The sequence below is a fragment of the Streptococcus sp. 2154 genome, from assembly GCF_013277255.1.
GTDB lineage: Bacteria > Bacillota > Bacilli > Lactobacillales > Streptococcaceae > Streptococcus > Streptococcus pseudopneumoniae.
This window is the reverse complement of sequence record NZ_VMMK01000024.1, coordinates 48,083-61,684: the sequence shown is the minus strand read 5'-3', so window position 1 is coordinate 61,684 and position 13,602 is coordinate 48,083. Positions and strand designations below refer to the sequence as shown.

Annotated in this window: 16 protein-coding genes; 5 read left to right on the top strand and 11 right to left on the bottom strand. The window is 39.2% G+C overall.

Annotated features, from left to right (window positions below; genetic code table 11):
* Window positions 1-77: 77 nt before the first annotated feature.
* The 8 genes from HT693_RS03970 to HT693_RS03930 all read right to left on the bottom strand — a co-directional run bounded on the left by HT693_RS03970 (window position 78) and on the right by HT693_RS03930 (window position 8,788).
* Window positions 78-1,949 carry an Eco57I restriction-modification methylase domain-containing protein gene (locus HT693_RS03970; protein WP_172924914.1) on the bottom strand — a complete coding sequence of 624 codons (1,872 nt, stop codon included), beginning with the start codon at window positions 1,947-1,949 and terminating at the stop codon, window positions 78-80.
* A 75-nt stretch (window positions 1,950-2,024) separates the two neighbouring features.
* Complete coding sequence (locus tag HT693_RS03965) at window positions 2,025-2,279, bottom strand: type II toxin-antitoxin system RelE/ParE family toxin (RefSeq protein WP_172924925.1); 255 nt, start codon at window positions 2,277-2,279, stop codon at window positions 2,025-2,027.
* A 10-nt stretch (window positions 2,280-2,289) separates the two neighbouring features.
* Window positions 2,290-2,523 carry a DUF6290 family protein gene (locus tag HT693_RS03960; RefSeq protein WP_172924912.1) on the bottom strand — a complete coding sequence of 78 codons (234 nt, stop codon included), beginning with the start codon at window positions 2,521-2,523 and terminating at the stop codon, window positions 2,290-2,292.
* Window positions 2,524-2,613: 90 nt separating this feature from the next.
* Window positions 2,614-3,423, bottom strand: a complete 810-nt coding sequence (locus HT693_RS03955) for an MBL fold metallo-hydrolase (RefSeq protein ID WP_172924910.1) — start codon at window positions 3,421-3,423, stop codon at window positions 2,614-2,616.
* Window position 3,424: 1 nt separating this feature from the next.
* Window positions 3,425-4,774 carry a cell wall metabolism sensor histidine kinase VicK gene (gene vicK, locus HT693_RS03950; RefSeq protein WP_172924908.1) on the bottom strand — a complete coding sequence of 450 codons (1,350 nt, stop codon included), beginning with the start codon at window positions 4,772-4,774 and terminating at the stop codon, window positions 3,425-3,427.
* Window positions 4,767-5,471, bottom strand: a complete 705-nt coding sequence (yycF, locus tag HT693_RS03945; RefSeq protein ID WP_050223087.1) for a response regulator YycF — start codon at window positions 5,469-5,471, stop codon at window positions 4,767-4,769. Before yycF ends, vicK begins: the two co-directional genes overlap by 8 nt.
* 55 nt (window positions 5,472-5,526) lie before the next feature.
* Complete coding sequence (gene mutY, locus HT693_RS03940; RefSeq protein ID WP_172924907.1) at window positions 5,527-6,702, bottom strand: A/G-specific adenine glycosylase; 1,176 nt, start codon at window positions 6,700-6,702, stop codon at window positions 5,527-5,529.
* Window positions 6,703-7,117: 415 nt separating this feature from the next.
* Window positions 7,118-8,788, bottom strand: coding sequence for a formate--tetrahydrofolate ligase (locus HT693_RS03930; RefSeq protein ID WP_172924905.1), 1,671 nt, complete (start codon window positions 8,786-8,788; stop codon window positions 7,118-7,120).
* A gap of 229 nt (window positions 8,789-9,017) precedes the next feature.
* Here HT693_RS03930 and coaB point away from each other — a divergent pair, with 229 nt between their 5' ends.
* From coaB to HT693_RS03905, 5 genes are all read left to right on the top strand, one after another.
* Window positions 9,018-9,707 (top strand): phosphopantothenate--cysteine ligase, encoded by a 690-nt coding sequence (gene coaB / locus HT693_RS03925; protein ID WP_172924903.1) that lies wholly within the window; start codon window positions 9,018-9,020, stop codon window positions 9,705-9,707.
* Window positions 9,708-9,718: 11 nt separating this feature from the next.
* Window positions 9,719-10,270, top strand: a complete 552-nt coding sequence (gene coaC / locus HT693_RS03920; protein WP_172924901.1) for a phosphopantothenoylcysteine decarboxylase — start codon at window positions 9,719-9,721, stop codon at window positions 10,268-10,270.
* Window positions 10,254-10,817 carry an ECF transporter S component gene (locus tag HT693_RS03915; protein WP_000747412.1) on the top strand — a complete coding sequence of 188 codons (564 nt, stop codon included), beginning with the start codon at window positions 10,254-10,256 and terminating at the stop codon, window positions 10,815-10,817. Before coaC ends, HT693_RS03915 begins: the two co-directional genes overlap by 17 nt.
* Window positions 10,818-10,995: 178 nt before the next feature.
* A complete protein-coding gene (locus HT693_RS03910; RefSeq protein ID WP_172924899.1) occupies window positions 10,996-11,523 on the top strand; it encodes an ECF transporter S component in 528 nt (175 codons plus the stop codon).
* Between the two features lie 11 nt (window positions 11,524-11,534).
* Window positions 11,535-12,050, top strand: a complete 516-nt coding sequence (locus HT693_RS03905; RefSeq protein WP_138704657.1) for a transcription repressor NadR — start codon at window positions 11,535-11,537, stop codon at window positions 12,048-12,050.
* On the opposite strand, the gene HT693_RS03900 is transcribed toward HT693_RS03905, so the two are convergent.
* The 3 genes from HT693_RS03900 to HT693_RS03890 all read right to left on the bottom strand — a co-directional run bounded on the left by HT693_RS03900 (window position 12,047) and on the right by HT693_RS03890 (window position 13,600).
* On the bottom strand, window positions 12,047-12,514 hold the full coding sequence (locus tag HT693_RS03900; RefSeq protein WP_172924897.1) for an 8-oxo-dGTP diphosphatase: 468 nt from the start codon (window positions 12,512-12,514) through the stop codon (window positions 12,047-12,049). The genes HT693_RS03905 and HT693_RS03900 overlap by 4 nt on opposite strands.
* A 68-nt stretch (window positions 12,515-12,582) precedes the next feature.
* Window positions 12,583-13,071 carry a GNAT family N-acetyltransferase gene (locus tag HT693_RS03895; RefSeq protein ID WP_050223079.1) on the bottom strand — a complete coding sequence of 163 codons (489 nt, stop codon included), beginning with the start codon at window positions 13,069-13,071 and terminating at the stop codon, window positions 12,583-12,585.
* Entirely contained in the window at window positions 13,037-13,600 is a 564-nt protein-coding gene (locus tag HT693_RS03890; RefSeq protein WP_000639828.1) for a GNAT family protein, read from the bottom strand. The genes HT693_RS03895 and HT693_RS03890 overlap by 35 nt, the downstream gene beginning before the upstream one ends.
* Between the last annotated feature and the right edge of the window lie 2 nt (window positions 13,601-13,602).

Genomic DNA, 13,602 nt, shown 5'->3' with positions numbered 1-13,602 from the left:
CATCGTATGCTTCCTGACCTAATCCTATGTGTCTATTATAGATCATTGAGCGCTATTTGTCAAATAAAAATACTTCTCTAATCCATCTCCCTTACATGTGTCTCAATAAAGGCAATTTCCTCTGGAGAAAGACCATATTTTTGATAGAGCTGACGGTCAATATCAGCCACTGATTGTGTCCAATCAATGTCTGAATCATTTGTAAAGTCTTGGAGTGGAACGTAATACCAAGTTTTGCGTGAGTTATGCTGAGTAACTTTCAAAACACCTAATAATACTCTAGCGAATTTAGTTTTAATAAATTTAATACAAGCATCGGCTTCAAATTTTGTTTTAAAATTACCAATAGATAAAAAAGTATCTGTATGCCCGATTAGGGGTTCCCCGATTAGGGGTGTTGATAAGACTTCACCTAAGGCACCACTTCCATTAGCTTCTGGTACAAAAACATTATAATTTTCGAATGTTTCCGGTAAATCTAAATATTTTTTATTAATATATCGATAAACACGTTCGGAGCCAATTCTTCCAAGTAGAGCAACATGGTCTTTTTCTTCTTTGTTTTTGAAAACAAAATCTAACTGAGTCAGTGATTTTGAAACAATTTTATTTTTTGTCCCTTTTCCTTGCAACTTTTCAGCATTTGGATAATCAGAAAAAAGTTCATCTGAAAATCTATAAATACCTTGAGGATAAACTAAATCAGAAAAAGTTTCAAAGTCTGGATGTTTTTCGATTTTTTTTACAATACTATTCAAAGATTCAAAAATAGTAAATACTCCGATTGGTCCCAAATCTTTATCAGCATCACGATAAGTTATTGCTACTCCACCCTTAATATCTGTTCCTGTGAATACTTTATCGCTTTTAAGCTCATAGAATTGAACTTTTAAATGCTTATCTTCTAGCATCTTTTCCATCCAATTTTTTGGAGTTTGACCGGCTTTAAATAAAAACCTTGCTGGGGTGATTAGTATAGATTTATCTGCGATTTTATAAGCTTCATCAATAAAATAGTGATATATCGGCTCATCTCTAGCTTCTCCTATTTCCTGATACGGCGGATTTCCTATCACGACATCAAATTTCATTTCACTTTCCTCGCTAGATAGGCGCTCAAAACCTATCATTCTATTCTTTTTCCAGTCTTTGATATGGGTTTTAGATTCTTCTACTTCTTGGACTTCTAGCTCATCCGCAAACAAACTCAATTGTTGAGATTGCTTTTGTTTAGCTGAATAAGGACTACTTTTTTTCAATCCATCCATCTGAAAGACATTGTAAGAAATAATAGTCGCAATTTCTTTCTTTTGCTCTAAGGTTGGTTGATTTCCAGTCTTAGCTAGATAATAGTCCTCAAAAGTTGCCAAAAGATTCTCACGCGCCAAAAGGAGAGAATCTCCTTGATACTCATAGCCATAAGAAGCTCGATAAGCTTTTTTTACAAATTCATAAAAGGTGACTTCATCTGAGACCTCACGACTAATGCGCTGCAATTTTCTATCAACAAAACCAACTCGTTCAGATAATGGAATTTCCTTACCAGTCACTGTATCATAGCGAGTTACCATATAAGGTGCTTCACCACAGGTAATTTCTAGCCATCGCACTTGGATATAATCTTCAAGATCCAGAGCTTCAAGGTCGGCTTCCACATATCCATTTTGCTTTGCGACCAACCAAGTTGGTGTAAACACTTCTGCCCTTATTTTTGTACGATCTTTTTGCTCATACTTGGATTTTTCAGATCTGGGCTGAATCAAGTTAGCATAGTTTCCAGTAACCTTACTTGGACTAATACTATCACTAGGACTAAAGCCTTTTCCTAACAAGTTATAAGAATGCGTCGCCCAAACTATATTTTTCTTTGTTGTTCTATCTTTTAAAAGTATTTTTAATAAATCAGCAGACTCCTTAGCCAACTGCTCTTCACTAATATCTATTGCCATAAGCAACCTCTCTTATATTGTAATCCCTATTATATCATATTTTAAAGAATGAAAATTTACTTGGAAAAAAGTAATTCAATAAATATCTCTCCGATGACCAACTTCTAGAGTAGCAACGACTAATTCATCATCTACAATTTGTACGATAACTCGATAATTACCAATTCTATAGCACCATTGACCAACGCGATTACCAACCAAAGCCTTTCCGTGTCGTCTTGGGTCTTCCAAAACATTGGATTGTAAATAGTTTGTAATTAGCTTCTGCGTATAACGGTCCAATTTTTTCAATTGCTTGATGAATCGTCTTGTCGGAACTAATTTATACAAATTATTCATCCTACAAGCCTAAATCATGCATCATTTCTTCCCAAGTAATGGGTTCAACTCCTTTTTCCAAGTCTTCTAAATACTCTTGATAGGCTAAATCTGCCACACGAGCATCGTATTCGTCTTCTAGAGCTTCAAGAGTTTTGGTGCGGATCAGTTCCGACAGGGAAACTCCTTCAAACTTAGCCATTGCTTTCATAAATGTTTTATCAGCTTCAGAAACTTTTAATGTAATAGTAGTCATCTTTTGCACTCCCTTTTTTAATGGTAACACCATTGTATTACTTTTTAGGTGTTCAGTCAATATAAAAAGAACACCTTCTCAGCGTTCTTTCTATATATCTGTCAATGGTGTTGCGGTATCTGGTGAGGTATCATAAACCTTAAAGTCTACTCCAACTCCCAGATCAGCTTGTGCTAGCTGGTTGACCATAGTCATGTGAGCCAGCTCCTTGATATTGTTTTCCTTAGACAAGTGACCAAGATAGATTTTCTTAGTGCGATTTCCTAGCGTCCGAATCATGGCTTCGGCACCATCTTCGTTAGAAAGGTGACCCAGATCCGATAGGATTCGTTGTTTGAGTCGCCAAGCGTAAGAACCTGCTCGCAAAATCTCTACATCATGGTTGGACTCGATAAGATAGCCGTCCGCATTTTCGACAATCCCTGCCATACGGTCACTGACATAACCTGTATCTGTCAAAAGGACAAAACTTTTATCATCCTTCATAAAGCGATAGAACTGCGGTGCGACTGCATCATGGCTTACACCAAAACTCTCGACGTCAATATCTCCAAAGGTTTTGGTTTTGCCCATCTCAAAGATATGCTTTTGCGAAGAATCCACCTTGCCAAGATATTTACTATTTTCCATAGCTTGCCAGGTCTTTTCATTGGCATAAAGATCCATACCATACTTGCGAGCCAAAACACCCACTCCATGGATATGGTCTGAATGCTCATGCGTAATCAAGATGGCATCCAAGTCTTCTGGCTTGCGATTTATTTCAGCAAGTAGGCTAGTAATTTTCTTACCAGACAGCCCTGCATCCACTAAAAGCTTCTTTTTTGGGGTTTCCAGATAAAAGGAATTTCCACTGGAACCTGACGCTAAAATACTATATTTAAAGCCTATTTCACTCATTCTAGTCTTCTACTTCATCCTCCCATACTTCTTCTTTCACTGCATCCTTATCATAAGGGAGCACAATGGTAAAGGTTGATCCCTTACCGTATTCACTCTTGGCCCAAATAAAGCCCTTATGTTGTTTGATAATTTCTTTGGCAATAGACAGTCCCAAACCTGTACCACCTTGTGCACGACTTCTAGCACGATCCACACGATAAAAACGGTCAAAGATACGTGGTAAATCCTGCTTAGGAATCCCTAAACCCTGGTCAGAAATGGATAAAATCATCTGGTCTTCAGTTGTCTTCATTCTGACAGTGATTTTACCCCCATCTGGCGAATACTTAATGGCATTATTTAAAATATTGTCGACAACCTGCGTCATCTTATCTGTATCAATTTCCATCCAGATAGAATTGATAGGATAATCTCTCACCAACTCATATTTTTTCTCCTTTTCCTGTCCTTTCATCTTGTCAAAACGGTTGAGGATAAAGGTAATAAAGGCAGTGAAGTTAATCAGTTCCACATCCAGATGACTGGTAGCATTATCAATCCGTGAGAGATGGAGGAGATCCGTCACCATGCGCATCATACGGTTGGTTTCGTCAAGAGACACCTTGATAAAGTCTGGTGCTACAGTTTCACACAAAGCTCCCTCATCCAAGGCTTCAAGATAAGATTTCACGCTGGTTAAAGGAGTCCGTAACTCATGGCTAACATTGGACACAAAGAGTCTCCGTTCGCGTTCTTCCTTCTCCTGCTCCGTCGTATCATGCAAAACAGCCACCAAACCTGAAATAAAGCCAGACTCTCGACGAATCAAGGCAAAGCGAACTCGAAGGCTCAGATATTCGCCATTGATGTCTTGGGAATCTAGCAACAATTCTGGACTTTGGGTAATCAAATCACGCAATTCATAGTCTTCTTCTATCTTGAGTACTTCCAAAATGCTTCTATTCAGAACATCTTCTTTAACCAATCCCAGTTGCTTCTTGGCTGTATCGTTAATCATGATAATCTGCCCCCGACGATTGGTCGCAAGAACCCCATCTGTCATATAAAACAGAATACTATTTAGCCTCTTACTCTCTTGTTCTAGATTTTCCTGAGTGAGACGAATAACCTCCGACAAGTCATTCAAATTATTGGTAATATTGGTGATTTCAGACCCACCTTGCATATCAAGAACCTTGGAATAATCTCCTGCAATCAAATCTTTAACCTTTTGATTGATTTGCTTCAACCGAATATTATCACGTCTATTCTCTAGTAATAAGAGGGTCACAACAAGGATGAAACCTAACAAAATCAGGATAAAGATAAAATCTCTGGTAAAAATGGTTTGTTTCAGTAAATCAAGCATTATTTCTCATGTAATACCCTACACCACGGCGCGTCAAGATATACTCTGGTCGGCTGGGCGTATCTTCAATCTTCTCACGCAGACGTCGGACAGTCACATCAACCGTACGGACATCACCAAAATAGTCATAACCCCAGACAGTCTCAAGCAAGTGTTCGCGCGTAATGACTTGACCTGTATGCGATGCCAAATGATACAAAAGCTCAAACTCACGATGGGTTAAGTCTAGTTCTTCGCCATATTTTTTAGCCACGTAGGCGTCTGGAACAATTTCTAAATCCCCAATTTGGATAGGCTGAGGTTTACTTTCTGCTTCCTGCCCATCTACTGGCATAGGTTGAGAACGACGCAGCAAAGCTTTAACACGCGCCTGCAACTCACGATTGGAGAAGGGTTTTGTCACATAGTCATCTGCTCCAAGCTCTAAACCGATAACCTTATCAAATTCACTATCCTTAGCTGACAGCATGATAATAGGCACACTACTGGTCTTGCGAATGGTCTTAGCAACTTCTAAACCATCAATTTCTGGAAGCATCAAATCCAGAATAATAATATCTGGCTGCTCTGCTTCAAATTGTTCTAGCGCTTCACGACCATTAAAAGCAGTTACAACTTCGTAACCTTCCTTGGTCATATTAAACTTGATAATATCCGAGATTGGTTTCTCATCATCTACAATTAGTATTTTTTTCATATGTTCACCTTTTTCTCTACTATTATAGCAAAAAAATAACAAGAAGACACGATAGCTAGTCTTTGCTACTGTCTAAGTTGGCTTTTGCATAAGCCTGCCAGATTTTTTGTTGGGGTTTGGCAAGTGGGTAATTCTTAAACTCTTCTGGTGAAAGCCAGCGAACTTCCCTATCTGAAAAATCATGGTAGTCACTCACCTGACCTGCTACAATTTGAACATGCCACTTGCGATGGCTAAAGACATGCTTGACAGTCTCAAAATAAGCATCAAGCCAATCAACTTCTAGGTCATAGTCCTGCTGGAAACTCTCTTCTGGACTGGGACCAAAGTTCACACTTTCTTCCGCAACCTGATGAAAGAGGTCAAACTGCTCTTCTTGCGAAAAGTTATCAACTTCTATCAATGGGAAATGCCAAAAACCTGCCAATAGCTTTTCACTTTCATTTTTTTCAAGTAAAAATTGTCCCTGAGTATTTTTGACCACCAAGGCTTTTAGATAAATGGGAACTGGCTTTTTCTTGGGAGCCTTGATTGGATAACGGTCCATGGTTCCATTCTGATATGCCGCACTAAAGTCCTTGACTGGGCTTTCTTCAGGTCTGGGATTTACAGGAGACTCAATATCAGACCCCAAGTCCATCAAAGCTTGATTAAAATCACCCGGACGCTCTGGGTCAATCAAGATTTCCATCATTGCCTGAAAAATTTTGCGATTACTTGGAATCCCAATATCATGGTTGACTTCAAACAGACGCGCCAAGACCCGCATGACATTACCATCTACAGCTGGCTCAGGCAAGTTAAAAGCGATACTGGAAATAGCTCCTGCTGTGTAAGGGCCAATCCCTTTCAAACTGGAAATTCCTTCATAGGTATTTGGAAATTGGCCACCAAAATCAGTCATAATCTGCTGGGCTGCAGCCTGCATATTGCGTACTCGAGAATAATATCCCAGTCCCTCCCAAGCCTTCAACAAACGCTCTTCAGGCGCATTCGCCAAACTTTCGACAGTTGGAAACCAGTCCAGGAATCTTTCGTAGTAAGGGATAACTGTATCCACCCTGGTCTGCTGGAGCATAATTTCAGAAACCCAGATATGATAAGGATTTTTACTTCTACGCCAGGGTAAATCTCTTTTGTTTTCATCATACCAACTGAGAAGTTTCTCACGGAAAGAAATAATCTTCTCCTCTGGCCACATGGCAATACCATATTCTTTCAAATCTAACATATCTCTAGTATAACACAGAAGACTCTAACTGTCCTTTTCCTAGTATTAATACTCTTCGAAAATCTCTTCAAACCACGTCAACGTCGCCTTGCCGTAGGTATGGTTCCTGACTTCGTCAGTCTTATCTGCAACCTCAAAGCAGTGCTTTGAGCAACCTGCGGCTAGTTTCCTAGTTTGCTCTTTGATTTTCATTGAGTATAAAAAGCCTCTTCCCAAGGGAAAGAGGACTAAATTTTATTGATGAACTGCTTGCAGCAAATAAGAAATAGGTAGGGCAAAAATATTTAAACTCAAAAAACGCATAATATCCGGTGTTGAAAAACCTTGATATTATGCGCTCTATTATGGGAAAATTTACTTCATTTTCTCCTGAAATTGAGTTTTTACCCAGTCTCTCAAAGTCAATTTCAATCCACTAGAACAAGCCTAGAACGGTTCCATCGCTTTCAACATCCATGTTGAGAGCTGCTGGACGTTTTGGTAGGCCTGGCATGGTCATCACATCGCCAGTTAGGGCAACGATGAAGCCTGCACCTAATTTTGGCACCAATTCGCGAATGGTAATTTCAAAGTTTTCAGGTGCTCCAAGTGCATTTGGATTATCTGAAAAACTATATTGAGTTTTTGCCATACAGATTGGCAATTTGTCCCAACCGTTTTGAACGATTTGAGCAATTTGTGTTTGAGCTTTCTTCTCAAAGTTTACTTTGCTACCACGGTAGATTTCAGTAACAATCTTTTCAATCTTTTCTTGAACAGAAAGGTCATTGTCATACAAACGTTTATAGTTAGCTGGATTTTCAGCGATAGTCTTGACAACCGCTTCAGCAAGAGCTACTCCACCTTCTGCACCATCAGCCCAGACACTTGCCAACTCAACTGGTACATCGATTGAGGCACAAAGTTCTTTCAAGGCTGCGATTTCTGCTTCAGTATCAGAGACAAATTCATTGATTGCTACAACTGCTGGAATACCGAACTTACGGATGTTCTCAACATGGCGTTTCAAGTTGGCAAAACCGGCACGAACTGCCTCAACATTTTCCTCTGTAAGAGCATCTTTAGCCACACCACCATTCATCTTAAGGGCACGAAGGGTTGCGACAATGACAACTGCATCTGGAGATGTTGGCAAGTTTGGTGTCTTAATATCAAGGAATTTCTCGGCACCAAGGTCTGCACCAAAACCAGCTTCAGTAACTGTGTAATCAGCCAAGTGAAGGGCTGTTGTAGTTGCCAAGACAGAGTTACATCCGTGAGCGATATTGGCAAATGGACCACCGTGTACAAAGGCAGGTGTTCCGTAAATTGTCTGAACCAAGTTCGGCTTAATCGCATCCTTCAAAATCAAAGCCAAGGCACCCTCAACCTTCAAATCGCCAACAGAAACTGGTGTACGGTCGTAACGATAACCGATAACAATATTGGACAAACGACGTTTCAAGTCCTCGATGTCCGTTGCCAAGCAAAGAATTGCCATGATTTCGGAAGCAACTGTAATGTCAAATCCATCCTCACGTGGAATACCGTTTAGAGGGCCACCAAGTCCAACAGTTACATGACGAAGGGCGCGATCATTCAAGTCCACAACGCGTTTCCAGAGGATACGACGTTGGTCAATTCCCAACTCATTCCCTTGATGTAAGTGGTTGTCAATCAAGGCAGAAAGGGCATTGTTGGCAGTTGTAATAGCATGCATATCTCCAGTAAAGTGGAGGTTGATGTCTTCCATTGGCAGAACTTGTGCATACCCACCACCAGCAGCACCACCCTTGATCCCCATGACTGGACCAAGAGACGGTTCGCGGATAGCAATCATGGTTTTTTTGCCAATCTTGTTCAAGGCATCCGCAAGACCAATGGTAAGCGTCGACTTTCCTTCACCTGCAGGTGTTGGATTGATGGCAGTAACCAAAATCAATTTCCCAACTGGATTGCTCTCAACTGCACGAATTTTATCAAAGCTAAGCTTAGCCTTGTACTTTCCATACAACTCCAAATCATCGTAAGAAATACCAAGTTTCTCTACAACATCAACGATTGGCTTCAACTCAATACTCTGTGCGATTTCAATATCTGTTTTCATTCAAAACTCCTCTAACCTCTTATATGATAATTCATTATATCACAAAACAAGATTTTTAACATCCTCAAACTCTCTAAACGTTCGTAAATATCCATTTTTTTAAGGTTTTTAGAGCCCTTTCTTAAATTTTATATGGCTTTATAGTTTGAAACTATAGTAAATATTCGTTTCTACCAAAAATTTATCACTTTCATTTTACTTACCGTTTATTTTTGTGTACAATAGTGCTATGAAAATTTTAGTTACATCGGGCGGTACCAGCGAAGCTATCGATAGCGTCCGCTCTATCACTAACCATTCTACAGGTCACTTGGGGAAAATCATCACAGAAACCTTGCTTGCTTCAGGACATGAAGTTTGTTTAATGACGACAAAACGAGCTTTGAAGCCAGAATCCCATCCCAACCTAATCATTCGAGAAATTAACAATACCAAGGATCTTCTACTGGAAATGCAAGAACGGGTTGCAGATTATCAGGTTTTGATTCACTCAATGGCGGTGTCCGACTACACTCCTGTTTATATGACAGGGCTTGAGGAAGTTCAGGCTAGCTCCAATCTAGAAGAATTTTTAAACAAGCAGAATCATCAGGCCAAGATTTCTTCAACTGATGAGGTTCAGGTTTTGTTCCTTAAAAAGACACCCAAAATCATATCCCTAGTCAAGGAATGGAATCCTACTATTCATCTGATTGGTTTCAAACTGCTGGTTGATGTTACCGAAGATCATCTGGTTGACATTGCACGAAAAAGTCTTTTCAAAAATCAAGCAGATTTAATCATAGCAAATGACCTGACTCAAATTTCAGCAAACCAGCACAGAGCTATCTTTGTTGAGAAAGATCAGCTTCAAACAGTCCAGACTAAAGAAGAAATTGCAGAACTCCTCCTTGAAAAAATTCAAGCCTACCATTCATAGAAAGGAAAGCTATGGCAAACATTCTCTTGGCTGTAACGGGATCAATCGCCTCTTACAAGTCGGCAGATTTAGTCAGTTTTCTAAAAAAACAAGGTCATCAAGTCACTGTTTTAATGACTCAGGCTGCTACAGAGTTTATCCAACCTTTGACACTACAGGTACTCTCACAGAATCCTGTTCACTTGTATGTCATGAAGGAACCTTATCCTGACCAAGTCAATCATATCGAACTTGGAAAAAAGGCGGATTTATTTATCGTGGCCCCTGCAACTGCTAACACTATTGCAAAACTAGCCCACGGCTTTGCGGATAACATGGTAACCTGTACAGCTCTAGCCCTGCCCAGTCATATTCCCAAACTCATCGCACCAGCTATGAATACAAAAATGTATGACCATCCAGCAACTCAGGCTAATCTGAAAACATTAGAAGCCTACGGCTATCAGCTGATTGCTCCTAAGGAATCCCTACTAGCTTGTGGCGACCATGGACGAGGAGCTTTAGCCGACCTCACAATTATTTTAGAAAGAATAAAGGAAACTCTCGATGAAAAAACGCTCTAATATTGCACCCATTGCTATCTTCTTTGCAACCATGCTTGTGATTCATTTTCTAAGCTCACTTATCTTTAACCTTTTTCCATTTCCAATCAAACCGACCATTGTTCATATTCCTGTCATTATTGCCAGCATTATCTACGGTCCACGAGTTGGGGTTACACTTGGATTTTTGATGGGGCTGCTTAGCTTAACGGTTAACACGATTACAATTCTACCGACAAGCTACCTCTTCTCCCCATTTGTACCAAACGGAAACATCTACTCAGCTATCATTGCCATCGTTCCACGTATTTTGATTGGTTTAACTCCTTATCTAGTCTATAAACTGATGAAAAATAAAACTGGTCTGATTTTAGCTGGTGCCCTTGGTTCACTTACCAACACAGTCTTTGTCCTTGGTGGAATTTTCTACCTTTTTGGAAATGTCTTTGATGGTAATATTCAAAAACTCCTGGCAACCGTTATCTCAACAAACTCCATTGCCGAATTAGTCATTTCCGCAGTTCTAACCCTAGCCATTGTTCCACGACTACAAACCTTGAAGAAATAAAAACAATCTCCGCTTTCATGCTTGAAGGTGGAGATTTTGCTCTATACAGTTTCTTTTTAGTGAAATCTTTACTAACTTTTAACTAAAAAAAACGACCTATAAACCTAAGTAAATCCTTGCTTTATTGTCTTTTTTATTGTACTATACTAGTGTATATACAGTTAAAAAGGAGATTCTTATGAACACACAGAAAAAGACACAATTTATGACAATGACTGCCCTTTTAACGGCTATTGCGATTTTGATTCCAATTGTTATGCCTTTTAAGATTGTCATTCCACCTGCTTCTTACACTTTGGGAAGCCACATCGCTATTTTTATCGCTATGTTCTTGTCGCCCTTGATGGCAGTTTTTGTCATCCTAGCCTCTAGTTTTGGATTTTTGATGGCTGGCTATCCCATGGTTATCGTTTTTCGAGCTTTTTCCCATATCTTTTTTGGGACTTTGGGGGCTCTTTACCTACAAAAATTCCCCGATACCCTAGATAAACCAAAAGCTTCCTGGATTTTCAACTTTGTTTTGGCTGTTGTTCATGCCCTTGCTGAAGTATTGGCCTGTGTCGTTTTTTACGCAACTTCTGGTACCAATGTAGAAAATATGTTTTATGTTCTATTTGTACTAGTTGGATTTGGTACAATTATCCATAGTATGGTAGACTATACATTAGCACTAGCTGTCTATAAAGTGCTTCGAAAACGCCGTTAAAAGGAAGAACTATGACAAAAGATCGCAAACAAGCCCTGCTCCAACTCTTGAAAGAAGCTCCTAAAGCCCTCAATGGCCAAAGATTAGCTGAGCACTTTCATGTCACTCGACAAGTTATTGTTCAAGATATTGCAATTTTAAGAGCTGATGGATCTCCAATTCTATCTACCAATCGTGGTTATATCTATAAAGATGCTAATGCAAATACTTATCATCACAAATTATTTAAGGTCAAGCATGAAGTTGAAGAAATTGGACGAGAATTACTTGCTATCGTAGATAATGGTGGTCGCGTTCAAAATATCTTGATTGATCATCCTGTTTATGGAGAGATTGAAACCTTACTAAAACTGACCTGTCGCCGCGACGTGCAACATTTTCTAGAACAAGTTGAACGTTCTGACTTTAAGCCAATTTCTGAGTTAACAGATGGTATTCATTATCACCTAGTTGAAGCCGAGACACAACAAGACCTCCACTATATCGAGGAGGCCTTGGAGCAGCTCGGTTATTTAGTAAAAGACTAGAAGATTTTCTTTTCCCAGCCATCTTCTGTACGATGGCGGTAGAAAAACTCTGACTTGTCGGGAGCTTCCATCATCTCCATCAAGGGTAACATATCATAGGCCAGATCCAAGTTTGGAATCTGGTCTTTTTGCACCCAAGAAACTTCTCCCTCTTCTGAAGAGCGAAGGGTACCAAAGAACTCAGTCGCCTTATAACAAACGACAATATAGCGCCCACCTGTATCTAGTGGCCAATTTTTAATACCGACAAGTTGAGGATTTTGGATAGTCAATCCTGTTTCTTCATAGATTTCACGAATGACGGACTCTGCAAAAGACTCGCCATTTTCTACATGACCTCCTGGAAAGGCATAACCAGACCAGCGATTGTTTTCAGGGGCGCGATACTGCATCACCACGCGCTGCGTTTCGAGGTCTTCAATCAGACAAATGTTTGTTAAAATCGTTAATTGGGAACGGGACATAAATTTACTCGCTTTCTAATTTATTACATTTTCAGACTTGGTACCATATTAGCTTTTACTTTTGAGAATTATTTAGAATAGAATACCATCCGTTTTTCCTTCATAGGCTTTCCAAGTTCAAGTATTTTTTCTTGTCCATCAAAAGTAAAACCCATTTTTTGATAGAAAGCAATGGCTCGCTTGTTATCTTTCAATACCCATAAGAAAATTTCAGAAAAATGATTAAGAGCAGTCAAAGCCGCTTTCATTAACTTTTGTGCTATGCCTTTTCCGTAATAGTCTTTTAAAACATAGAAAGCAATAATTTCACCAGCTTGAATAGTCTCATCACGAAAGTTACCATAACTGATAAAACCAACTACCTTCAGATCATCTATCGCAATCAATGTATTTTCTGGATACTTTTGACTAAAGAGTCGACATCTTTCTAATGTCATTGTCTCCTGAAATTCTGCAGGCAAAAGGTCATCATAAGCCTCTCTCCACGTTTGCCAGTGAACGAGGGATTTATCTTCTATCTCTTCAGGAGTTTCCATTGATTTGATAATAACCGTCATTTATTTTCTCCCAGTCTTCTCTCAAAATACCATATTTAATACTATCAAAATATTTACCTTGATAATAACGAACTTTTGGAATATGAGCTTCTTTTTTCATTCTTAATTTTTCAGCAAGTTTCATCATACCAAGATTTCCTGACCAAGTTGTCAAACCCAGATGCTCCAACTCCAAGTAATCCTGAAACGTCCTATCTATCCACTGCAACATAGCAACTTTCCCAATACCAGTGTTCCAGAATTTTTTATCATAAATACCAATTCCCAATTCCATCCATCTTGTTTCTTTACATACCCAATAACGCGAAACAGTCCCAACTAGTTTATCATCAACAAAAATACCAAGGCGATTTGAGTGGCTTAAAATGGATTCTGATTTTTGTAGTTCGAATTCTTTAAAATTTGAAAAATACTGATAATCATCATAATAGGGAGCATCATACTGTTTCCAAACTGGATTAAGCTGTGAATAAGCCATTTCCCATAAAGACATCAAATCTTCTTTCTTTAACTTTCTTAAATAAATCATAC

Bases quoted from the DNA above. Each gene is read 5' to 3' on its own strand.
- HT693_RS03970 (WP_172924914.1), bottom strand. From the start codon at position 1,949: ATGGCAATAGATATTAGTGAAGAGCAGTTGGCTAAGGAGTCTGCTGAT.
- HT693_RS03960 (WP_172924912.1), bottom strand. From the start codon at position 2,523: ATGACTACTATTACATTAAAAGTTTCTGAAGCTGATAAAACATTTATG.
- HT693_RS03955 (WP_172924910.1), bottom strand. From the start codon at position 3,423: ATGAGTGAAATAGGCTTTAAATATAGTATTTTAGCGTCAGGTTCCAGT.
- vicK (WP_172924908.1), bottom strand. From the start codon at position 4,774: ATGCTTGATTTACTGAAACAAACCATTTTTACCAGAGATTTTATCTTT.
- yycF (WP_050223087.1), bottom strand. From the start codon at position 5,471: ATGAAAAAAATACTAATTGTAGATGATGAGAAACCAATCTCGGATATT.
- mutY (WP_172924907.1), bottom strand. From the start codon at position 6,702: ATGTTAGATTTGAAAGAATATGGTATTGCCATGTGGCCAGAGGAGAAG.
- HT693_RS03930 (WP_172924905.1), bottom strand. From the start codon at position 8,788: ATGAAAACAGATATTGAAATCGCACAGAGTATTGAGTTGAAGCCAATC.
- coaB (WP_172924903.1), top strand. From the start codon at position 9,018: ATGAAAATTTTAGTTACATCGGGCGGTACCAGCGAAGCTATCGATAGC.
- coaC (WP_172924901.1), top strand. From the start codon at position 9,719: ATGGCAAACATTCTCTTGGCTGTAACGGGATCAATCGCCTCTTACAAG.
- HT693_RS03915 (WP_000747412.1), top strand. From the start codon at position 10,254: ATGAAAAAACGCTCTAATATTGCACCCATTGCTATCTTCTTTGCAACC.
- HT693_RS03910 (WP_172924899.1), top strand. From the start codon at position 10,996: ATGAACACACAGAAAAAGACACAATTTATGACAATGACTGCCCTTTTA.
- HT693_RS03905 (WP_138704657.1), top strand. From the start codon at position 11,535: ATGACAAAAGATCGCAAACAAGCCCTGCTCCAACTCTTGAAAGAAGCT.
- HT693_RS03900 (WP_172924897.1), bottom strand. From the start codon at position 12,514: ATGTCCCGTTCCCAATTAACGATTTTAACAAACATTTGTCTGATTGAA.
- HT693_RS03895 (WP_050223079.1), bottom strand. From the start codon at position 13,071: ATGACGGTTATTATCAAATCAATGGAAACTCCTGAAGAGATAGAAGAT.
- HT693_RS03890 (WP_000639828.1), bottom strand. From the start codon at position 13,600: ATGATTTATTTAAGAAAGTTAAAGAAAGAAGATTTGATGTCTTTATGG.